We start from the raw sequence: 21806 nt of genomic DNA, 5'->3' as shown, positions 1-21806 counted from the left end.
ATTTCGACCATTTGTTCTGCCGAACAATGCCACGATGCCTCGATTCATTCAATGGGTTGGGGCTCGAATCGGCACGTGGACACGGGTTTACATACGAACCAGTCATCACCTGCGCCTCCGGCTCAACGTGGCAAGTACTAGCCCGTAGACCACAGAGTAGGTGACGACACCTGTAACACCACGGTAGTCGGCACCACTCGATGAACAGTTCAGGCCAGCGGAATCGAACGCGACACTGAGGACCCCGATCGCTACCGCGGAGAAAGTGATAGCCAAGTCAACCTGAAGGGCGCAGGCAACGGACATCACGATGACAAACAAGACTCCGACCAACGGGCCGATGCCACGCTCACTGAATACGTTGACTCCGAACGGGGAAGCGGCAAACGTGACGGCTTCGATCAGTCCGAACATGCCGAGGATGGCTAAGAAGTTTCCGGATCGAATCACAGTAATCGTGGCCGCTATCGGGATTGCGACGAATGCAAGCAATGTGGCGACACGTGCTACGACCCCGCCGACACCGGACAGGCCCTCGAGGCCGCACATGTCGTCCGAGAAGTAGTGGCCGAGCGCCGCGAGCGCGCCAAATGCGCCGAGCATGCCGTAGATCAAGGCCGTTGCTACACCGCTTGTCAATTTACTGAACGCCGCGACAATGCCGAGCAAGCCCGCAGTTGCAGCTACGTTCGCGCCAGTCTCACCAAACAGGCTCGACATCGCCAAGATCGCGAACACCGCTACGAGACCGTCTGCAAACCCCGGCTTACGCTGCGCGTCAATTAGTTTGAGCATCTTCTGCGATTACCTCAGCATCACCACGCAATTGCACAGCCCACCGGCCATCCGGGCGCGTCAATCCTGTCATCCAGGTGGGCATTGTCGCTGTAGTCCGTTTGAACGACGTGGGTAGGCCCTTCGCGCCCGTAAGCAATTAACCTCACTTAGCCTCGATTTTGCGCGCCGATCGGTCTGGTTTGGTCTTGATCATTTTGGAACTGTTCGGAGGCGGTTTCGGTGGTTGCGCGAGGCGGACTGCCCGGTGTCGCTCGGTGGCGGGTTTCCAGGGCCGTTGGGCCTTCGCATCGGTGGTCGATGGCCGAACTGTCAGGGGAATGCGGCCCGGAGTCGTTGCCACGCTTGGGATATCGGTGGCCCAGCGCCAGGTGACGTAGATGCGGAGGTTGGGGTGCGCTGCGGGTGACGCGGGCGGAGACGTGCAGGACGCGGTAGCGGAAGGTCCCGATCTCGCATTTGGCAATGGCGGGCTGGTCGGCGAGGCCGATGAGTTTGGTCCAGGCAACAAGATCTGTTGCCGCCATGACTATTTCAATCCATGCCTGGTTGGCGTCGAAGGTGTGGCGGGGTTGGATGCGTTGCCCGGTCGCCGTGGCCTCGCGGATGCGGTCCTCGACGCGGGCGTGTCGACGGTGGCGCGCAGTTCGAGTGCGGCGAGCTGGCCGCACACGGTGCCCTCTGCGCTTGAATAACAAGCTAGGTAGTCTCACGTAGGATTCCCGCGCCGAAGCCGTAGTAGCTAAAGCTTTGCCAGATGAGGGGTTTGACCTTCTCACCGCCACGCGCCGCACCGAGGCGCTCTCGTTGCATGTCGCCTACTACGGTCCAAGGCCGGAACGACGTTGTGCAGCGGTCGACAAGCATGTGGTCGATAACGTTCGTCTCCGCTTCCGAAGACAAGCAGTATCGCGTCGCGATGACGTGCCGCGCGCCTGCTGCGAGGCATCCGATCGGGAACCCGATCCACTCAGGACTCGCGCGGATGTCGAACTGTGGCTCGCGGTCAGTCGCAGGGTCGGGACGGACTGCACCGGCATCGGCGCCAAGGCTTTCGCACGCCGACACAATCACGCGATCCGGCATCGGATACCGCGGTTCGGAACCGCTGAACGTGAGCAAGTCACGCACCTCCAATACGCCGTCCGCGAACCGGAGCCCCCCGGTCGCCGGCTGACCTGCCGAACCGCCCACGCCGTGACACGTGAACAGCACGGTCGATAGAGCGACCCGGTCGATCGCATGCAAGGCCGCCGCCAACTCGCGCCGTTCGACGCGCCCGAACAGCACTCTTTCGGCTCCTGGCGGGGCGACCGCGTCTAGCAAGGCGTCAGCGGCGGGATCAGGAGTGACGACCGCGAGGCGTAACGGCGCAACCAGACCTTCCGCGCGGTCAACATACTTGGCACTCAGCCGGATATTCGCATGGACTTCCGCCCAGGGCGGTGGATGGATGAGATCAGCTGCCTCGATTATGCGCAGCTCGTCACCCGCGTTAGACCACGCACCTGGAACAGGAAGCCCTGCAAGCGGAATCGCGGTCAGCACGCCCACGAAACCCGTGACGATTACAACTCGGCGACTACCCGCACTGGCGAGCGCACGCTGTAGCCGCGGTGGCAACAACAGATCGGCGATCGGCTGCAACAACCGAATCTCCACACTGCGCGGTCGTCGAGAGTGCGGCCGCCACAACGGGCTTGTCGTCACCTTGCGCAGCACTCGATCCCGGTACGCACCTTCGGCGGTCGACATCGTAGCAACGTCGGGCAGCACATCGAGCAATGCTGCGAGAGCGGCGCCGTCGGCGCCCGACAAGTCTCGACGGACGAAACTCCACCCGCCGGATGGCTCTCGCACGGACACCCACAAGATTCCGTCGAGTACCGCTCCGCCCAAATACCAGACGGCTTCGAAGGCGAACGAGGCCAAACAGGTTTCGATATCGATGGCCGGAAACTCGGGCGGACCTGCCCAAGAAGAGCCACCGATCCGCAGCGCAGGCGGCGGTTCGAGCAGATCGGCGCCCAGCGCGGCACGAAAAGCGATCGCCGTATGCGAGTCACTCTCGTTTTCCACTGCTGCGTACACGTCCTTGGACCGAACACTCAGCGCAGCTTCCAGCAGCCGCCGAGCCGCCGAGCCATTGCCGTCCCGTTCGTCGCGCCGAGCCGGAACCGGTTGCGCGCGAACGACCTCGATGACCTCGACGACTGCCAAGGGGTCGTCTGCTTCGGCCGCGACCTCTAGGGCCAGACCGTAGACGTGTTCCATCGACCCGGCCCAATCATTCCGCCAGACACTGGCCGGCAGACGGAATCGCAGCCTCTCACCTTCGCGAACGGCACCGAAAATTCGTGAAAGCAACTCGTCGACCGAAACGTCCTGGCCCAACCCTGCAAGAGTCCATACGTAGTAGGCATGAGTCGTCATAGCTACATTCGGGTGATCCGCCAATCGCGCCATCGCCTGCCGGACCTCCCGATCGGCGTCCTCAGGACGGTCGTCTTCGATCGCACAAGCGGCCAAGAGGAGATGCGCCGCGATGTGGTCGTCCGGGGTCCAGCCAAGTGCCGTTTGTCGGTTATCAGCCTTGAGCGAGAACAGCGCACTGCGTCGTATTCCCTCCATGTTCCCGACCTGCAGCATCATGCGGATGAGGACCAGTTCGGTCCAATTCAGGTCATACCCCTCGCGCCGCCTACCCAGCGCGTCCGCTCGAAGAATGAGCAACTGATCACGAGCCTGCGCCCACTCGCCGCGATCGACGAGGACGTTGACCATCCGCCGACGGGCATGCGTTACGACCGGTCGTCCTGCCCGGCCTCGTGCCGCGGTAGCCGCGAGGTGAAACTCAGACATCGACTCGTCAGACCGGCCGGCCGCCAGGAGCACCTCACCCGCCGCTAAGTGGACGATGGCTTTGATTCGGCTCGATCCGAGCCCACCCTCACGCGCCATTTGCAGGACCACCAGTGCTTGGGTGACTTGACGGACCCTTGCAAGGGCCACTGCCTTTGCCGCCAAAACAGCCGAAAGCTCAGCCGCCTGCGGCTTCTCGGCCAGTTCAATGAACCGGAGCGCGACATGGGGATCTTGGGCGAAAGCGGACTCGACTGCAATCGATACCACCGACCAGCGGCGCGGATGCGCGAGTCGGGCAAGACTCGGCATTACGGCGGCCGCGTATGGTGTCGGGACAAACAGGCCCGTACGCACTGGACTGGCCTGGATAAGCAGCGCTCCGTAGGCAACGAAAAGTAGCCCAATGACCGCGAGCCAGTCGTGCCAATGCACAGCAATCGCGGCGACCCCAAACAGCACTGCGATCGCGTTTGCCAGACCATTTTTCGACAAGCCGAAGCAGAACGTCGCGGCACCGATTAGCACTACTTGCATCATCGGCCAACCAAGTGCCCAGCCAACGGCGATGGACGCAGCCACGACCATCGAGCGATGCCGTACCGCCGTAAAGTTAATTGCTGCGTTTATCGCAAAGACGTCAGGCATGTGCTCGCCGATACGTCCGGGGTGACGCGCCGACGGACGGACCGTTCGATTCTCGCGCACGACCTGGCGGTCCCGAATGATTCCAACAAGGACCGCGCCGACCTGCGTTGGTTCAGTTATCGCGGCGATCACTAGATCACGCAGCCGGTATCGGTCCTCGAAGGGAATGAGATTGCGCTGCGCCAACCAGTTGGCCACTGCGTCGTTACGATCAGGTTCAGCCATCGAACAGCCTTCTGCCCCTGCCGCTCGCGAGGATCCGCTTCCCAACCAGCATGCGCATAAGACTTTGCGCGTCTTCAACCACGTGCCCGATCCGGACGTTGGGATTTCCCGAATCGTTGCGTCGTATCTGCAGCTCGAACCAGAAGGACGCACACACCACAATCCCGTTGAGCACACACACGACTGACAGTGGCCAGGGCGCAACCATGCACGCGACGAGAGTCAACGGCAACCACACCCGAAACCCGACCCAGGAAGGTCGGTAGACCACTGACACAAAAGACAGCACCGGCCACCAGTTGTTCCACAGGGCCTCGTGCAGAAAATAGACGGAACTGATGCCAACCGCCACCATCCACAGCCACAGCCCCTGAATCAAACGGGCCGCATATCCTTCTACGAGCGGGGTGCCGTCAGACCGAAAGATAAGCGCCCTCGACAGCTGTCCGATCGACGGTGGGATCAGCCAAGTTACCTCCGACACAACGGGAACCGGAATCTCGAACGCGGCGCGCGACCCGAGGCGTTCCGTCGGCACCGACCGATCGAACGGCGCGACTGCGCCTCTGCGCACCGTGCGGTTCGCGCTCTCGATAAGGCTGGGGCTCGCCGCGAGGTTGAATAGCAGGCGGCCGAGGCCACCCTTTGCAGTGTCGGTCGGGGTCGACGCCTGAAGCAAACGGGCCGTGTCGATCGGATGGCCTTCTGTCAGGGTCCGGCCCAGTGCGGCGTCGAACTCCCTGCGAAGGGCCGAGTCCCAAGTGGTTACACCCGCGTGTCCACGGTCCGCCCTAATCCATTCGTCGAGCACTCGATGCAGTTGCGCGACGTCGAGGTTGAGTATGTCGAGAACGAGGTGCGCAGACGTTCCCGCGAACTCGGGCGACGTCAGGGCGTGCCACACGTGCCGCGCTTCAACGACCGAATGACCATTGGCATGCGCCGTCCGAAACGCGGCGACGATGCATTTCCTCGCTGCGTGCGTACACGATTGCCTGCGGAGAACCTGAGCCGAAATTGCAGCTCTGGCCACGACGTCGCGGAAGCCATGTGCGACGAGTACGCTCCGGACACCGATGTCGTAATGTGCTGCGGCGCATAGGTAATCCCCCGCAGTCCCCCGCTCGAGCGCTGGCACGGCATCGAGGAACGGCGTTTGGGCGCTAGCGACGGCTGCGAGTTCGTCCCGCAATGCGGCGGCATCGACGTCGAGTGTTTCGACAACCGCGGCCACGCCGTCGTCCCAACAAATCGGATCCAGTGCGGCCAGTGCGATGTGGTGCCACCCGACGACTCGTTGTGAGTGTCGGCGAGCAATCCGCCGCGACTGAACACGAATCAGGTTCGCGACGTCAGCAGCGCCCATCGAGTCGGCACGGATCATCGCAACATCATGGACGGCCCCCGCGCGCGGCGACAACGGGTGCGGTCCACAAGTCGGCACTCGCTTGTGGGATCGGTGCGGCAGATGGACCATCCGGATCCGCGCACAACGCAAATGTCGAACCAATGCCACAACATGAGCACATCTTCCAACCCCCAGCCCGAGTCCGTGTGGACGCGATGCCCCCGTTGTGTGTCGGCGGCGGCAACGATGCCCCTCTGCTCACAGGAGAAAGCGAGGTGGTTGCTTTTCGACACGAGAACTCAAGCGGCCAGACGGCTCTGTGCTGCGGCAGGCACCATGAACACCCATATTGGGCGCATTCGCAACAAGTATGCGGATGCAGGTCGACCGGCGCCGACCAAGGCGGCCCTTCTTGCTCGCGCCCTTCAGGACGGCGTCGTCTTTCTCGATGAGATTTGATTGTCAGCGGCCCCACAGCACGAACCTCTCGTCTAGCGGGATCCACATGCGATCACCGCGACGAACACCGAAGGCGTCGTGAAACGCGTCGCTGTTTCGCAGAACCCAGCTGCACCGCACATCTGCCGGCGGATGCGGATCTCGGACAATGCGATCTGCTGCCTCGGTGTCGTCGCACTTTGCCCGCATTGTCCACACCCAGGCAGCGAAAAACAGGTGGCGCAGGTCAGTCGCCCCTCGAAGAGCGGCGAGCGCGTCGAGCGCGATGCGCACTCCAATGTGATCGCAGAGCACCTCGTTAAGCACCCCGGCTAGGTCGAGCACGGGCTCTTCGTCAGTCAAGGTGGGAACACCGGCGACGCACTGGTTGATCAAACAGCGCACCCTACTGCGGAATTCGTCCTCGTCCCCCGTCGACCACTCCGCAGGCGCTGCCGCGCCCCATTCGACGAGATCCAAACAATGTGCGAGTTCGTGCCCGATGATTACGCCGATAGCACCGTAGTTGTAGGCATCGGGCAGTGCCAGATCGAAAAAGGGCGGGTTCATTAGTCCGGGCGGAATGACGAGTTCGCGCGATTCGTGGTCGTAGAACCCATTCGCACTGTAAATGCGATTCGCATCCAGCCCACGATGAAATGCCTGACCGATCCTCGCGACTTCTATGTTCCACAGCGATTCGAATCCTCGCCGCACGTTCCCAACCGGGTCCTCACGGCGCACGTCGAGATCGACCGAATTGCCGGAGTGGTGTGTGCCCGTCCACAAAGTCACCGAGCGAAGTTTCGCGATCGCCGCGCGTCGACCACTAGGCGAACACCACTCTGAATCGTCGATCAAACGCGCGAAAGCGTCACGAATGCGCTCAAACATGTCCACCACAAAGCTGACCGACGACGGCGATGTGAAGCGCTTGCTGTACCGAGACGCCAACTCGGGCCCAGCAAATCGCTCGACAACGCACCTCGCGCTTTGGGACCCGAAGGCGAGGCCGAAGTGATCTGCACGCGCAGATGTCACACGCCAACGGACCCATTCCTCGAGCGAGCGCAGTGGCAGCACTCTCATGAACTGGACCATCCGAGCAATAGCTTCCTGGTCAGCGACGACGACGGTCGGCACGGCGTCAGTCGAAACACCCAGCTCGCGTAACCATGTGGTCCAGGCAAATCCCGGAAAGTCGACATCCAACCGGGACGGCGTCATCGACACACTATGTGTGGATGGCGTCGAACTCAGTTTGATCAAGACCGCGTTCGCGGCCGCTGCACGCGCGTCCGACGGGGGGTCCGCGCTGCGCCACTGCTCACTGATCTTGACTTTCGGCAGGTAGATCGCCTGCTCGCGGCAATAAGCGATGGCGAGGTCGAATGGTCCGTGGATGCCGACGCGGTGCAGGCGTGCCAGCGCGGTCGCCAGGTCGGCAGGAGTCCGCAGGCCGCCGACAAGTGCGAGATCGGGCTCAAGCGCCAGAGTTGGTTCAAGCTCGTCGACGGGTACTCGCTGGTTGATCGATTCGTACAGGGTGTTCAGCGGTCCGTCGGGTCCGTCGTCGTCGATCAACGATTGAATTCTGTTGTCGGCTAGATTCCAGAGCTCACGGAACGCACCGTCGATGTGTACGCCGGCGGGCAGGTCGTGCTGGTCGAGCCAACTGCCGTTGACGTGGGCGTACAAGTCGTCCTGGGGTCGCCGACGGGGGTCGATCGACCGCATTAGCCTAGTCATCTCGTCGGTCATACGAATCGATGAGAAACCGACAGACCGCGGACCACCTCAGATGCGATCTCCTTGTAGACGTCGCGACGGTAGTGGAACCCAGTCGATTCCCCCGGTTCGTGGAGATCGTCCTCCGTCGTCACCAACCGGCCGACGTCGACGACCCCTAAGCCGGGGGTAACAGCTGCCAGATCACGAATCGCTCGGTTGAGCTCGACGTTTCTCGCGCGCTGGTTCTCACCCCACGAATACGTGTCGTCGCGTTCGATCTCGGGCGCATTCACCACAATCAACTTGACGCCAACCGGAAGCGCCGCGACGAGGTCCCGAATGCTCTCGACGACCGCGCCCACAGCCACGGGCGGACCGTGCATGTATTCGAGCCGAAACGCCGAGCGGGTGACGGTCGAGCCTACCCAATGCTGCCATTCCCAGTCGGTGAGATTGTCGTCGAGCACCTTGTAACTGGGCACTGATATTCCGTCGGAATCGTCGCGACGACGGACGGTAATCGAGCAGTAGTCGACCCAGAGACTGACGACGACGGCGTCGTAGCCCGACCAGGTTCGCACGTCGGACACTGTCCCGACCCACGGTAGCGCCGCGGCGCTGGATTCGAACTCGCGATCTGTCGTTCGGGCGCGCGCGACCAGCAAGCCCAGGCTGCTGTGCCCATACTGCTGAACGCCTTCCGCCTCGTCGAGTCCGTGGACGTCGATTGCGAAGTTCTCGTCGATGAACGCGGCAACGATGTCGAGATCGCAACCGCCAACGAGCAGAACCTTCGCAGCGCCCGGCGCAGGCACCGAATGACGAAAATGCGCAACGCCTTCCCCGGCTTGGATCCAATCGACCGGAACGCCGAAGTCGCGTAGCGCGCCGTGACGCAGTTTGCAGTCGTGGCGGACGGCGAGATCGGCGGCGAAGTGCTCGACGACGCCCTGATTTAGTACTCGGCACGACCAGAAGAAGTGCTCGAGACGCCTATGCCCAACGTGGTAGGCGATGAATCCGCACAAACCGTAGTCCCCGAACCGGTCTTGGACGGTCACGGCTATACAGTCGTGGACATCGCTCGTCGCCAACGACAGCACGTCGTCGACTGTGAGTCTGCTGTTCGTGAGATTTAGCTGGTTGCTGCGCCTCGACAGGTCGGCAATGCGGTCGGCGTTGGAACGAACATCGACCGCCTCGACGCGAATTCGGGACGTCCGCAGAAACTCGATCGGCGACAACGGACCATCGGCGCCATGCGCGACCCTCGCCTCCCATCGTCGAGCGAGGACTCGATAGTGTCCGAGTCGGGTCAGGCCGTCGTCCGGTCGACCCCAACCGGCGACGTCGATCCGGTCGATGTCGTACGGGGATGCGGCACAGATTCCGAACTCGGCGACAACGGTGGCGCGTACGCGTGGATCGTCGTCGACGAGCAGAATCGCGGCGCGGCTCACGTCGAAGAACTCGACGATCCGCGCGACCAGGCGACGCTTGTCGATCCAATCGATCTGTTCAAAGACGACGTACCGCAGCAGACCGAGACCATCGAGAACATCCCGCGCGATATCGGCAGTGTTGTTCGAACAGATCGTGTTGACGATCCCGCGTGCCGCAAGCTGCGGAATCAGCGCTACCCCGCGCTTGACGGCTCCAGTAGAACCGGCGTCGATCACGCCTTCCCATAGCGTTCCGTCCAGGTCCCAGATAACCACCTTTGGCACGACAGCGGTTCCGGGCAGATCCTTAACCCGCACTGGCAACTCGGTGATAAGTAGCGATGACAGTGTAACGGTATGTGCTGGAACGGAGTTCGGTTACATCGTGGTTGCACGGTTCAGCAATTTGGAAGATCAGGCAATCGCCGAACCGGAGCGGCGCAGCGATGACAGGTTGTTCGCCCGTGTCGCACAACCTCAGCAAACCACCGTCGGTCGGGACCGCGGACACGCCGAGGACGGCACGAAACGCGTCGGGTCCCGGCGAGTGGTCGGAATGTGTGCGAATCGAATCGCCCGGCCTGAGGCGGTGACCTTTCACGGCCGTCGCTGCGACCGTTACTCCGAACTGTTCGGCGATCAACTCGGGCACGACTCGCTTGACGAAGTCGGCCAGTTGGGGATGGTCGTCGGTTGAGATGTCGATTCGGTCTTGTTCGCGGTAGTGGCCGCTGCCGCGATGCCAGGGCCCGGTCGACAACACGCCCGACACCTCGACCGCGCTGCGGTGGCCTTGCGGATCGGCGGCCAGTGCCCACGGGAACATCGACGCCGAGGGTGTTGATCGACCGATGACCTCGCGGCCAAGGGGGGACGGTGGGGGTGCGTCGAACACGGTCAGGTTCGATTCGATCCACTCACGGAGCGACGGGGGAAGCTCTCCGAGGCAGCCAGAGAGCAGCTGCTCGCTCACGTCGGACACCCAGCGCATCTCACGGGTGCGCGCTTCGTCGTTATCGCGACTTCCCAGTCCAGCGGCGTTGGCGCGCGTGCGTACCTGCGCGGCACGGCCGAAGGAGATTAGTCCATGGAGGACGTTCGACAGTGATCGGAGCATCCCAGGTTTCCACGGCACCGGCATCTTCACCGTTGTGTCGGGGAGAACGTCTCCCAGCAACTTGTCGGCGGAGTTGATCAGCGCGTGGGCCTCTTCGTGGGCGAAACACGCAACGAGGTCCACCTTTTCGCGCTCGAAAGATGTGTAGACAACAAACGGCGCAGCTTCGTCGGTACCCGCGTTAGAGATGTTGCCCTCGCGCAGCAGCGGCACGACATCGGTGCGATAGCGGCCGAACAAACCCGGTACGAGCTGCTCGCTCAGGGTGATTGCCGCCTCGATCTCCTCCTGCGCCCGCTCCCACGCGCCGACAGCCGCGAGGTTGAATTGCGATTTGGATCGGGCTAGTCGGTAGTTCTGTTCGAATGCTTCGATACGCATTCCGCCGACCGCGCGTGGCGTGATGAGCTTGCCTTCGATCTCTCCACCTTGCACGATGATGCCCCTGCGGCCGAGATCGTGCGCTCCGATCAGCGGAATGACAATCGGGCCGCGTGGCGCGTCGTCGTCCCACAGGTGCGGAGCGGACGCGGCGTCGGCGACGAAATTCTGACCGGACAACATCGCCGCGGCGCATTCGAACCGGACGAAGTCGGCGACCAGGTAGTCGAACAGTTCGCGATCGTCGGTCTCGATAGCGCAGTGCAATCTCGTTGCCCACTGGTACGCGGCGCCATAACTGAGGACTTGCGGCGCCCAGGCAAGGACGAGGTCAATGCGCTCGGCGACGTCGGGAAAGGCTGCGCGCAGCGAATTCGCGAGTCTAGCGTGGGTCTGGCGGATCTTCGCGCCGAGCAAATCGTAGATTCCGAGAGCCCTTGCTGGGTCGACATCGAGGCAAGCGAGCTCCATCCAAATCGGATTTCCTTCATACATCGTCGTCACCCTCGCTGACCCGCCAGAACCGAACACACATGGCTGATACACCGGTCCCGCTGTTCGACATAGCTCTCCCATGTCACCTCGGGACCTGTTCTCGTGAGAAGCAGATCTACCGCGCGGTGACGCGAGTAGGGGCTGAGCAATGCCCGTCGGCGCACGACTGGGCGAACTTCGTCGCTGCACCACCCCACCAGTGTCGACTCGACCAACGCCACGACCGCGGCCTCGTGATCGTCGTCGAAAGCCACTACTCCGCAATAGCTTTCGGAGTACTCCCGACGGGGGCGCTCACTGACGACGTGCCCGTCGCAGCTCGAATATGTGACAAGGTTCCACTCGTCGACCAACTCGAGCACGAGTGGGCGGATAGCGGGTTCGAGACAGCTGACGAACTCGGGGTGGTTCCTGGACAGCGATGCCCCCTGTCCCCAACTGAACACGCCCTGTGGTCGGGCGCGGCCGTGCTCGTCGAGGGTAAAGGTCCGCGACATCCGGTTGCGCTCATGGGATCGTGTGATCCATGACTCGAGAAAGTCGGGCATGTCGCTGAGATAGTTGAAGCCCTTCTGCGCCCGCAGGACGAAGAACAGGCTCAGTTCACCGGCCGACGCACGTTGCTCCCAACAATCGCTGACAAGGAACCCCGCTTCCCGCACCACTTCCTCGAATTCCGCTCTCGCGAGTACGAGCGACGGGATTGACGTCGCCATGACGGGGTCGCCGCAGTCCAGCACGGTGAACTCGTGCTGCAGCTTTTGCGGCGACACCTGGCGGGTTGCTTCGTCGACCTGCAGGCCGTCAGCAGTCCCCCACTGGCGCAGGTCGGTCGAGATGTCGAACTGCTCGATCACCAGGCAGCCGAAATCGGGCATTGCGGCGCGGATATGGCGGAGGTCCGCAAGAAGAGATTCTATGTCCGGCTGGATGAACAACAGGTGCGACAGCGCCACCACCACATCGAAGGAACCAAGCCCGCCGATGTTGGTGAATGTCTCCACTACGACATCGACGTCGGGATACATCGAGCGCGACATCTCCGCGAGAAGCGGTGACTTCTCAATCGCCGTGACGCCCGCCGGGCGATGCGACAACAGCGCCGCAGCGTGTCTCCCGCAGCCGCTCCCAAGGTCCGCTACGCGACGTCCGGCCAGGCCGCCGACATGTTCGGCGATGTCGCCCACCGTCTGCGCCGCCGTAGAATCGTCGATCTGCTCGAATCCCGCGAGCGTCATCAGCGTCCAGAAGTCCTGATGCTCGGCGGCCCGAGCTCGAAAACGTGTACTCATCTCCGCGAACAAGGATGTGACCTCGGTCCTCTGGGCCATATCGTTCAGGCCGTTGCCAATTGAACGTCGATCCGTTGATACAGGTCGGCTTCGATAAACTCGATGAGGCGATACATGTCCGAGCAGTAGACGGTCGGATTCTTGAAGCCGTTTACCGCATCCCAGCGGTGCGAGATGAGCCCGCCGCCGCATACGTCGACGATCGGGCACCGACGGCAACTCTCGGGCAGGGCGTCGGCGCCGATCTGTCGACAGATGACACCAGGGTGCTCGAGGATCTCGTCGATCTCGTTGTGCAACACGTTGGCACCGGTGTCGGCTGCGCCGGCGTAAGTGAAGCCGATGCTGTCGACCAATTCGATGTCACCGTTGGACTCGATGGTCGCCAGCTGAGTTGGTCCGAGTCCGACCGACTCGAAGCTGTTCTCGCCACCCAGCAGCAGATGGAGGATGTCGTCGAACATGCGAAGCCTGATCCTGCCCTCTTGCGTGGACCAGTGCCGGTACAGCGCGATCAGCCACTCGGCATACGGCGCGGGAGCTGTGACAGAGCGGTCCGCGGTCTTGCCCGCCGGAATGGCCTCCCACGTCGCGTGGGGCAGCAGCGTGTCCAAACTCGTAAATCCGAGCTCCTTGATGGACTCGTACACCGAGACCGGGTCGTTCTCCAGATCGATGACGGCAAGCGCTCCCTGGATAAGCCCCGGGAACTTCGCCAAGTTCGAAATGCCTGCAACGACGCGTCGATATGACGACTTGCCTCCCAAGTCCAGTCGATGGGAGTTCGCGCGAAGATCGCCGTCGAGGCTGACCCCGACATGGATATCGAGGTCGTAAAGGCGGCGTGCCACATCCTCGGTCACCAGAGTGGCATTGGTCTGCATAGACACTTCGACCGCGAGCGGCTGCAAACCCGCCCGCATAATCTCGACGAAGTTCTCGACGCTTCGAATTCCGCGCAGCAAGGGTTCCCCGCCGTGGATGGAGATCCCGACGCCCCCTAGGCCGTGCGACAACGCGTGATCGCGGATCTTATTCGCGGAGGCGGCGATGATCTCATCGGACATATCCGCCGGCGCCGACTTCCACGAATCGTCACCCAAATTGTACACGTAGCAATAATCGCAATTCAGATTGCAGCGCGTCTGAATCTTGAATATGTACTCGTTGATCGGCCGTGGCTTCCAGCCCTCCTCGCGGAGGGTCTGGAAATCACAGGAACCGTCGTACGGCCAGAGGTCAGTCATATCAGGCGTTGTGTGAACCGAACTGGCCATGACGGAAGAATTCCACGCTGTCCGCGGCAGCCTCCCGCTTTGCGCGGCGGACCGCCTCTTCGAGAAGGGAATCGTTGTCGATGTCCTTGCCGACGAGGTCGGCAAGAGCCTTCCGTGAATTTCCTTCGGTCATTTTGTAAGCTCCGTTTCTAGGGGTCTCGCTCCGACGCGAAATACGATGCAACGTTAGGTTCGCGACGGGATCGCAGTCAACGATTTCGGGCCCATGTCATGCGTATGTAGGACACGGACGGCAGCCCCTTGCTGCGGAGCTGACCCTTCCCCTTGAGTTCCAATATCATTGCACTACACAACATCTCGACTAGTGGTACGGTCGCGACGTGACCCCGACACATGCCGGACATGCCACCCGCTACCCAGCGGAGTTTCTCGCGTTGACAGATACTGATGAAAAGACGCTTTCAGTCCTCAATGGTAGCTGCGTGTTTGCCGAGCCATTTGTTCGGGAAGATTCTCTTATGGCCTGGGAGAAAAGCCGCAGGTTCATCGTCGAGGCCTTACACGGTGACGGCACAATTGTCGATTACGGCTGCGCAAACGGCTATCTATTGCGCTGCTTACAGGAATGGTCCGGATCCAGACTAGAACCATTTGGAGTCGACAATCACCCGGGACGACTGAATCAGGCGAGAGCTATGTTTCCGTCGCTCGCCCACCATTTCTTGGATCCGGCCGAACTGACCGAATCTCGCATTTTTGACTATGTCTACTGGGCCGTCGGCGATAATGTGGATTTCGAACGGCAGGAAAATCAGAACTGGCTCGCCCTAGTGCGCGGACACACCGCCCCAGGAGGCCGCTTCATTATGGGTTTCTACGACACGCCAGAGGCAAACCAGCGGAAGCTCACGGTGCTCCGCGCCAGGGGAACAGCCTTCGACGCTGTCCTCGACAACCCCGCCGGCAGCGGGGAAATGATTGCATGGGTCGATTGTTGACTGCGACGTCGACCGTTGTCGATCAACGAATTGGCTCGGTCAGGTCAGCGTATGGATCTTCATGTGCTGCAACAGCTGGAACTCCGTCAGGCCTACTTGCCGCCAGAGCCCCACCGATGCGCCTAGCGACCGTGTTCCACAGAAGCGAGTCGACCTCGCCATTTCGCGAACAGAACAATGTAACTGTGGTTCCGACCAAGAGAACGCGACCGATCTCGTCACCTCGTCCCGATGCCTCTTTCACGTCGCGCGCGATGGACGCAAGATCCACCTCCCCGCGATCGCTCCGCCGAAATGGTCCTCGATTGGCCCGTCGGACCAGTCACGCGCATATCACAAGGGCGCATCAAGCAGCCGCTCCTGCGCATCTGCGATCTTGCTCCACGGCAGGTCCGCCATGGTGCCCTTCTGTGCCGCCCAATCCGCCACGGCGGCGCGGGTATTCACGCGGATCACATGTTGACGAGCCTTTGCATGTCGGGCGAAAAATAGTACAGCTCCGCAATCGAGAGACAAGATCCCTGGACTCGACGGCGGGTCGCTACGGTCCTGCAATCACGCGTCGAGCAGTTCCCCGAGTTCCTCTGCGCGGTTCTCGCGGAACTCTGCGACAAAGTCGGACACGACGAATCCTTGCCTCAGTAGTTTACGATCTTGATCTTCTTGTCTTCGTTGTACTGGACAATCTTCAGCTTGAATTCTTCGTTGTAGGTAACCGGAAGGACCTGAAGGTCCTCGCCATACGAAACAACCTTGACCTTCAGGTCCTCGTTGTAGTCCACAAACTTTCCCTTGATCTTCGCGACCATTTCTGCTCCTTATTTCGGCGGGGAGACCTGCCCCCTTGCGCGGCGCCTGGGCTTGGTAATACGGATTATCGTGCCAGTCAGTGGCGTCGGCCTCTGTATTCCATTCGACCGACATCCACATCAATGTGACAAAGGATCCCTCACTCGAAGTCACCACACCGCGACGTCGCCGGGACGATCGAAGGGGTGGACAGCGAGTCTGCTAAGAACCGCCGACGTCAGAGCACATTTTGGTCGTAGCGCCGCATGTGGTTCGCGACCTAGGTGAGATCCGACTTTCGCGAACGCGTAAACGCTAGGCCTCTACCGGAGATCGTTGTCACGACTACACGGTCGACGTGTCGATCGAATTGCTGACACCGACGACCGCGGCGCACGGCATACGATGACTGCCCAAAGGTTGTTGAAAGGGTTGAATTGTCCCGACCTTGCAGGCCGATGTCCAGGACCGACTACACAGCGCTGCGAAACAAATTCAACGCTCCGGACGCCAATTACACACTGCTGAACGGATCGCACCCAGTAAACGGTCGTCGCCAAGTTTGGGATGGCGACTACACCCGCGAACAATACCTGCGGTCAGTCGACCATCTAATCGGAGTGCTGGATGGGACGATATCGGAACGGGAAGTCCTCCAAGACAATCAGTCCAGGCCTGAACGACCAGATGTCGTCGTTTGGCTCGACAAATCGGCGAGACCAGCGTCGTGGTTCGTTGATGCATTTTGGAACCAGCTTGCGGCGCCAGATGCCGCCAAACCAAGATGCGAATTTCTGCGCATCGATCGGCGCGACTGGCTCGGCCACATGGGGTACACGGATGCGCAGGCTCGCAACGCCGAAAGCAAACAGTCCGCGTCGAATTCGTCCCCGACGACCTTATCCTCCGGATCCGGGCGCTCTTCTGCGCACAGCCGATAGACCCCAGTGGGTGGATCGAACAAGTCAAAGCGGCGCCCACGACGCTCGATGGCTGCAACGTAGTCGTCGTCGACGAGACAATGGTCAGCGGTGCAACGCTGGAGATTGCAACTGGATTGCTCGCCAGGGTTGCGCCGCTAGCGAGCGTCTCGGGCACCTATTTCTGGAGAGACGCCACGTCCAAAATGATCGCTGGTGCGATGCAGCCGGGCACGGTACCCGTTTGGTACCCCGGGAAAATACTGACGGTTCGGAGGTGACCGTCTATGGACGCGGGATCGGAAACTCGAGCCTTGAGTACTGGATGCAAATGCCGGACAGCGACGACATATACCGGAAGCGCCTGGCGTCGTTTGTAGTTTCTGCGCCCCACCATCATCCGGGCACTTTTGCGCTCCTGCCCGACCAGTTGGCCGCGATGCTCGCGCAAGACATCGCATTCATGACGTTCGACTTCGCCGCAGGTAAGATTTTCCGCCGACCTGCGTTTCACCGGCCCGACGACGATTTCGATCGAATCGTCGCTGCCCAGGGCCTGTCGTTCGGCGAGTTCGTCGCCTTCAACGAGGCCCGCGCTGCAGAGGTAAAGCGCAGGGTCTCGATGACGTAAGCCCGAGGCCACCAGCTTCGGCATCACGGTCGTAGCGTCCGCTCGATCAGCTCCCGAAGTTCGGTCCAATCGCCGACGACGATGAGGTCGGTGGGCGTGCCGTTCGGACGTCCGTTTGTCCCAAGCCCGCCTGTGAACAGGTACCGGCGCGGTACGCAATCACGAAGATAGCCAAGCACTTCCACTCTGTCGTCGATGAAATGCGTGACCCCGAAACGCTCACAAACAGGCACCTTGTCCTGACGATTTTGCACGAAATGTACATTATGCGGATCGATGCCCGTTCTCGAATGGAAGTCGATGTGCTCCAACCAACGGCGCGAAGTCGCTGCAGTCGTCGACCTAGCCTTCGACACAAGATGTACTCGCCACTCGAAGCTGACTGTCAGTTGCTGCAGCGCATCAAGGGCACCGTCCACGGCGGGCGTATCCATCGGCTTCAGGCCGAAGAACGAGGTATCCGAGTTCTCCGCCGCGCGGTCGACGATGACACCACCGACGTCGACGCCGAGGACCGGCGGACGATCGCCATCCGCCTGCCCACGCCATTTGACTGGACTCGCCTGCCCCGGCTTCCGGTGCCCGCGCTGTTGCTTTGCCATAGTTACTCCGCGTCGCTCTGCCATGTCAGCGCCTCGCGCCGCTGCTGCCACCCAGTATGCGCACGGTCCGCAGCCGCAACGCTTCTCACTGCTTTATGCAGCCGACCCGCCAGCTGCGCCAACGCGAACTGCACCCTGCGATTTTCGACCATTCCATCTCTCCTGCCTGTAGATACACGTCTCCTGTCGAGACGTGTCCGTAGGCGAGTTCGATTGGTCAACACATCCGGTGCATTTCCTCTCCAATGCAGAAACCGATTCCCCCGAACGTACAACGATAGATCCGCTGAGCACACAGGATTTTTATCCAGACCACGGGTCGATTCCGGATCGGACACTATCTCCCCTCGAACGCGCATCAGCAAGCGCCCCAACGTGTTCGACGCGCGGGCCGGCGACGCCCAACATTCATTGCAATCGCAACGGCCCCAGTAGTTGTCGTGCCATTTGTTGCCCTCGACGAAGCTCGCGTCGCCTGTGCCAACCGGCGCTGCTGCCGCGTCGGGGTTTCGCCGGAACTTGTCCCGAAGGATCGCGAGCCTCGCGCAATCGCGCACCTCGAGCCAGTCGGGGCGCAATCTGATCTGCCGGCCGAACCCTTTTGCATGCCCGCAGACCTGACTGTTGTCGAGCGATAGCCCAACTCAAGGCGCCACTCTGCAAGCAGATGCCAAAACGCCAGCGGGTCCGGATCGTCTGGACCAAGGACCCGCGCAACGTGCGGCTTCGAGCCGCGCGAACTCGGCCGCGCCATCGGCCGCCGCATGCGCCGCGGACAGAGTTTCGGGGTGCAACGCCACCAACAACGGACCAAATCCTGGATTACTGCTCTCTGATCGCGCTGGCAACTTCGCAGCGGTCGGCCTCGCGCTGCGCCTCGCCAGACATCAGCCTCGCCGCGAAAGACTCACTGTCAATCTCCATTCGCTTAGGCTAAAGCTGCCGAAGAAGACTCCGGGATTCCGACAGGAGGCCGATCCGACCAGTGCTCGATTCAGAGCGGCTCACCGATTGGTTGTCGTTGCTTCGCGAGGCATTGAATGGCGTCGACGAGCGTGAAATAAGCAACGCAATAGCCGCCTTTCGCTACGCCGTCGAGCGATCAGCCAGCAACATGCCTGCTACTTCCGCAGAGGCGCATTATTCGACGTACCACACGACGGTTTCCGACTTCGCGGCGTCCCAGGAGACTGCAGATGCCCTATCGTCCGCCCGTGCCGTATTCGACCGCGACGGCTATCCACTTTTCGCAGCCCACGCAAGCGCAGAAATCGCCATGAGCCGCGCGAAGGACGATCGGTTCGAAGAGTCATGTGCGCAGCTCTGTGATGCGTTGATCCGCTATGCACGCCTCGGTGAACTTCGCCGAATCGGAGACTGTCTTTCGAATCTAGGAACCGTACGCTTGGCGCAGGACCGACATATGCAAGCCGAAGCAGCGCTACTTCTCGGCTGGGAATTCTTCGCCGAACACTCTCAGCTCGAACGGAGCGCGGATTGCAGTCACGGCCTCGGCGCTACGTACCTGGCGATGGGTAGGTACCGCCGCGCGGAGGAATCATTCACCGCAGCGACGGTCGTGTTCGCAAAAGCGGGGCTGATGGCTAGGCTCGCCGATTCTATCCAGGGACTCGGCAACACGTACGAGGCAACCGGCCGATTCGATCTCGCGGCGCACGAGTTACTCAGGGCTAAAACAATTTTCGAGGAACTGGGCGACGTGGTCGGAGTAGCCGAAGCCAATCAGAACCTGGGCGTCGTGTTCGAATCCAATCAGCAGTTCGACGAAGCCGAGGAGGCCACTCAACGCGCCCACGCCGCATTCCTCGAAGCCCGTCTGCCCTTTCGGGCGGCTGAGTGCAAGCAGAACCTCGGGATCATCTTCGAAATCTGCAGACGTACCGATGAAGCTCTGCAGACTCACCAATCGGCTAGCGACACTTTCACGGCGATGGGCAGTCTCGAGAAGGTCGCGGACTGCGATATGAATATCGGCGTTGCGCTGCGCTCTGCTGGGCGGTTCGACGAGGCGCAGGGCAAACTCACACGCGCCCGCTCGTATTACTCCAGCAATTCCCTCCACGAAAAGCTCGCGTGGTGCGATGTAAATCTCGGTCTTTTGTCGGTCCTGCAAGCGCACACGATGCCAGTCGACTCGCCATCGCGACGCGAAGAAATGCGAGCCGGACTCGACCGATCGTTGCCAGCCGTCTTATTCCTCGACGCGCAACGGTTCCAATTCGCGCATGCTCCCGTACGTCAAGCCTGGGCGCGACAGACCGTCAAACGCATGGCAGCTATATTCGAGTGGGCAGCAGAACTCGGGGATTCATCGTTGGTTTGCGAATTGATCGAAACCGCCATCAACTCCGGCATGCACGTCGCAGGTACAGATCTCGTTGCGCCTGCGATTGGGATCGATCCAGCGCGACTCGCGCACCATCTCGCGTCGCTCGACGGCGGGCACCGGCTTGTAGCGTGGCCGGTGTTGCCGATGAGTCCGCCACCAAAGTTGCGGATGCCCGACGGCAACATCGCATTAGAACAGTACATATCGGGGGTCGATGTCTTGTACGCGCGAGTTCCGCGACCGGCCAATCCCGTCGACGTGGCAGGTGCCTAAGGGGAAACAATCCCCACGAGAGCCATCTCGGCCAACGACGGCGGCACTACTGGGCCCGAAATCGCTTCCGGCACAGTCGAACCTACGGGCGCGAGTGACGCGGCAGCATGCCATTCCGTCCGTGCGGTTCGGAGAGCCTCATCAGCGAATTCGGGCGAATCGAGCATCGCGAGGCGCGATATCGCGGCTGCCCACGTCGCGTGGCGCCGTGCGGCAGCGATAGCCCGGTCGCGGCCCAATGCGGCCGGCAATGAATCTCCCATTGAGTAGACGTCCACGACGTCTGTATCACCAAGCCCACCAGCACATTTCACGGTGCCCCGGTATTCGCCGCTGCTACGGTCGACTTCGAGACGGCCGAGGACAGCCGGTGCGACGCTTCCCTCGCGGAACACTCGAACGCCCAGCGTGTGGGTCCACAGGCCGCTGTTCTGCGCACTCTCAGCGGCGACCACAGAGACGCCGACTTCATCGCCTTGAGTCGTCACTGTGACTGTATTCTCGCCGGGGTCTAGGTAGCCGCGAGGAACAACTGCCCAGTCGACCGAAGTCCGTCGGGCGCGAATTCCGCCCGATTGGGTGCGAAACCCGGCGACCAGTGTCGACAAATCGACGCCCAACAACAAATCGTCCACCGTGCGTTCGGGCTCGACCCGGCCGCCGCGCGATTGGCCGCCAATCGACATAAGCCGTTGCAGCTGCGTTCGATCCCGCTTGTCGAACGCGTCGGCAAAGGCCCAAGCACCAGCGAGCGCCTTCCGAACGACAACTTGCGCTCGATCGTCGATACGGTCGCCGGGCCCAGTGCGTCCACCCAGGTCGAGCAGCGTCCCGATGCATCGCGAGTATCTTTCGCGCGCTATCGAAGCCGCACCGATCTCGACCATTTCAGATGCAACCGAGGCGATTTCGATGTCCAGCGCGTCGCCTTCCAGCAGCCACGGAAACCAAGACTCAAGCCAGACCAGAGTCGCCAGCCTCGCAATGCCTGGCCACGCGCGCCCAACCTTGGGGGCCGGGCTATGGCGATCGCGGAGCAATTGGTCCAGCACGGCCGCTGACGTCGATACATCACGGACTTCGATCGACCACCGCGTGTTCGGCGAAGTCGGATCGACCGTCACAGTGAGCCCATTGTCCAACTCGACGGTCACCGGCCACGTCGAGATGTGGCTGGCCGAATCTATTCTCCGCGCTTCGGATTCGATCATTCCGGTCATGGGAGAAAGCC

The 21806-nt window shown here is 61.5% G+C and carries 15 protein-coding genes and 2 pseudogenes; 3 read left to right on the top strand and 14 right to left on the bottom strand.

The genetic code is table 11. From position 1 onward, the window contains the following. Positions 1-105: 105 nt before the first annotated feature. The 10 genes and pseudogenes from ACHIRB_RS20290 to ACHIRB_RS20245 form a co-directional block, all read right to left on the bottom strand. Positions 106-738, bottom strand: a complete 633-nt coding sequence (locus tag ACHIRB_RS20290; RefSeq protein WP_395124369.1) for a hypothetical protein — start codon at positions 736-738, stop codon at positions 106-108. A 369-nt stretch (positions 739-1107) separates the two neighbouring features. Continuing rightward, positions 1108-1474: pseudogene (locus ACHIRB_RS20285) on the bottom strand (transposase); the annotation flags it as partial. A 20-nt stretch (positions 1475-1494) separates the two neighbouring features. Continuing rightward, positions 1495-4530 (bottom strand): CHAT domain-containing protein, encoded by a 3036-nt coding sequence (locus ACHIRB_RS20280; protein WP_395124370.1) that lies wholly within the window; start codon positions 4528-4530, stop codon positions 1495-1497. Beyond that, positions 4523-5914, bottom strand: a complete 1392-nt coding sequence (locus ACHIRB_RS20275; protein ID WP_395124371.1) for a hypothetical protein — start codon at positions 5912-5914, stop codon at positions 4523-4525. The genes ACHIRB_RS20280 and ACHIRB_RS20275 overlap by 8 nt, the downstream gene beginning before the upstream one ends. Positions 5915-6340: 426 nt before the next feature. Beyond that, positions 6341-8065, bottom strand: coding sequence for a M13 family metallopeptidase (locus ACHIRB_RS20270; protein ID WP_395124372.1), 1725 nt, complete (start codon positions 8063-8065; stop codon positions 6341-6343). Between the two features lie 8 nt (positions 8066-8073). Further along, on the bottom strand, positions 8074-9774 hold the full coding sequence (locus ACHIRB_RS20265; protein WP_395124373.1) for a hypothetical protein: 1701 nt from the start codon (positions 9772-9774) through the stop codon (positions 8074-8076). A 22-nt stretch (positions 9775-9796) separates the two neighbouring features. Next, entirely contained in the window at positions 9797-11458 is a 1662-nt protein-coding gene (locus ACHIRB_RS20260) for an aKG-HExxH-type peptide beta-hydroxylase (protein WP_395124374.1), read from the bottom strand. A gap of 29 nt (positions 11459-11487) precedes the next feature. Continuing rightward, positions 11488-12774 (bottom strand): class I SAM-dependent methyltransferase, encoded by a 1287-nt coding sequence (locus ACHIRB_RS20255; protein WP_395124375.1) that lies wholly within the window; start codon positions 12772-12774, stop codon positions 11488-11490. Positions 12775-12818: 44 nt separating this feature from the next. Next, on the bottom strand, positions 12819-14021 hold the full coding sequence (locus ACHIRB_RS20250) for an FxsB family cyclophane-forming radical SAM/SPASM peptide maturase (RefSeq protein ID WP_395127762.1): 1203 nt from the start codon (positions 14019-14021) through the stop codon (positions 12819-12821). Between the two features lies 1 nt (position 14022). After that, positions 14023-14184 (bottom strand): hypothetical protein, encoded by a 162-nt coding sequence (locus ACHIRB_RS20245; protein WP_395124377.1) that lies wholly within the window; start codon positions 14182-14184, stop codon positions 14023-14025. 208 nt (positions 14185-14392) lie between these two features. Between ACHIRB_RS20245 and ACHIRB_RS20240 the strand changes: the two genes are divergently transcribed. Further along, complete coding sequence (locus ACHIRB_RS20240; protein ID WP_395124378.1) at positions 14393-15010, top strand: class I SAM-dependent methyltransferase; 618 nt, start codon at positions 14393-14395, stop codon at positions 15008-15010. A 638-nt stretch (positions 15011-15648) separates the two neighbouring features. Here ACHIRB_RS20240 and ACHIRB_RS20235 read toward each other — a convergent pair. Continuing rightward, positions 15649-15819, bottom strand: a complete 171-nt coding sequence (locus tag ACHIRB_RS20235) for a hypothetical protein (RefSeq protein WP_395123642.1) — start codon at positions 15817-15819, stop codon at positions 15649-15651. Positions 15820-17050: 1231 nt separating this feature from the next. Here ACHIRB_RS20235 and ACHIRB_RS20230 point away from each other — a divergent pair. Further along, entirely contained in the window at positions 17051-17350 is a 300-nt protein-coding gene (locus ACHIRB_RS20230) for a hypothetical protein (protein WP_395127761.1), read from the top strand. A 23-nt stretch (positions 17351-17373) separates the two neighbouring features. On the opposite strand, the gene ACHIRB_RS20225 is transcribed toward ACHIRB_RS20230, so the two are convergent. Both ACHIRB_RS20225 and ACHIRB_RS20220 read right to left on the bottom strand, forming a co-directional pair. Continuing rightward, positions 17374-17952: a hypothetical protein gene (locus ACHIRB_RS20225; RefSeq protein WP_395123640.1), complete on the bottom strand. Its 579-nt coding sequence runs from the start codon at positions 17950-17952 to the stop codon at positions 17374-17376. A 2-nt stretch (positions 17953-17954) separates the two neighbouring features. After that, a pseudogene (locus ACHIRB_RS20220) lies at positions 17955-18548 on the bottom strand (NADAR family protein); the annotation flags it as partial. Between the two features lie 389 nt (positions 18549-18937). On the opposite strand from ACHIRB_RS20220, the gene ACHIRB_RS20215 reads away from it, so the two are divergent. Continuing rightward, positions 18938-20575: a tetratricopeptide repeat protein gene (locus ACHIRB_RS20215; protein ID WP_395123639.1), complete on the top strand. Its 1638-nt coding sequence runs from the start codon at positions 18938-18940 to the stop codon at positions 20573-20575. On the opposite strand, the gene ACHIRB_RS20210 is transcribed toward ACHIRB_RS20215, so the two are convergent. Continuing rightward, positions 20572-21786 carry a hypothetical protein gene (locus tag ACHIRB_RS20210; RefSeq protein WP_395123638.1) on the bottom strand — a complete coding sequence of 405 codons (1215 nt, stop codon included), beginning with the start codon at positions 21784-21786 and terminating at the stop codon, positions 20572-20574. The genes ACHIRB_RS20215 and ACHIRB_RS20210 overlap by 4 nt on opposite strands. Between the last annotated feature and the right edge of the window lie 20 nt (positions 21787-21806).

The sequence above is a fragment of the Antrihabitans spumae genome, assembly GCF_043944905.1.
In the GTDB taxonomy this organism is placed as follows: domain Bacteria; phylum Actinomycetota; class Actinomycetes; order Mycobacteriales; family Mycobacteriaceae; genus Antrihabitans; species Antrihabitans spumae.
Note: the sequence above shows the minus strand (reverse complement) of the source record. Positions and strands in the feature narration are given on the sequence as shown.

Excerpts from the sequence above, each read along its gene's own strand:
- ACHIRB_RS20260 (WP_395124374.1), bottom strand. The coding sequence starts at position 11,458 with ATGGAGCTCGCTTGCCTCGATGTCGACCCAGCAAGGGCTCTCGGAATC.
- ACHIRB_RS20250 (WP_395127762.1), bottom strand. The coding sequence starts at position 14,021 with ATGACTGACCTCTGGCCGTACGACGGTTCCTGTGATTTCCAGACCCTC.
- ACHIRB_RS20235 (WP_395123642.1), bottom strand. The coding sequence starts at position 15,819 with ATGGTCGCGAAGATCAAGGGAAAGTTTGTGGACTACAACGAGGACCTG.
- ACHIRB_RS20280 (WP_395124370.1), bottom strand. The coding sequence starts at position 4,530 with ATGGCTGAACCTGATCGTAACGACGCAGTGGCCAACTGGTTGGCGCAG.
- ACHIRB_RS20275 (WP_395124371.1), bottom strand. The coding sequence starts at position 5,914 with ATGATCCGTGCCGACTCGATGGGCGCTGCTGACGTCGCGAACCTGATT.
- ACHIRB_RS20230 (WP_395127761.1), top strand. The coding sequence starts at position 17,051 with ATGCCGGACAGCGACGACATATACCGGAAGCGCCTGGCGTCGTTTGTA.
- ACHIRB_RS20210 (WP_395123638.1), bottom strand. The coding sequence starts at position 21,786 with ATGATCGAATCCGAAGCGCGGAGAATAGATTCGGCCAGCCACATCTCG.
- ACHIRB_RS20270 (WP_395124372.1), bottom strand. The coding sequence starts at position 8,065 with ATGACTAGGCTAATGCGGTCGATCGACCCCCGTCGGCGACCCCAGGAC.
- ACHIRB_RS20245 (WP_395124377.1), bottom strand. The coding sequence starts at position 14,184 with ATGACCGAAGGAAATTCACGGAAGGCTCTTGCCGACCTCGTCGGCAAG.
- ACHIRB_RS20225 (WP_395123640.1), bottom strand. The coding sequence starts at position 17,952 with ATGGCAAAGCAACAGCGCGGGCACCGGAAGCCGGGGCAGGCGAGTCCA.
- ACHIRB_RS20255 (WP_395124375.1), bottom strand. The coding sequence starts at position 12,774 with ATGAGTACACGTTTTCGAGCTCGGGCCGCCGAGCATCAGGACTTCTGG.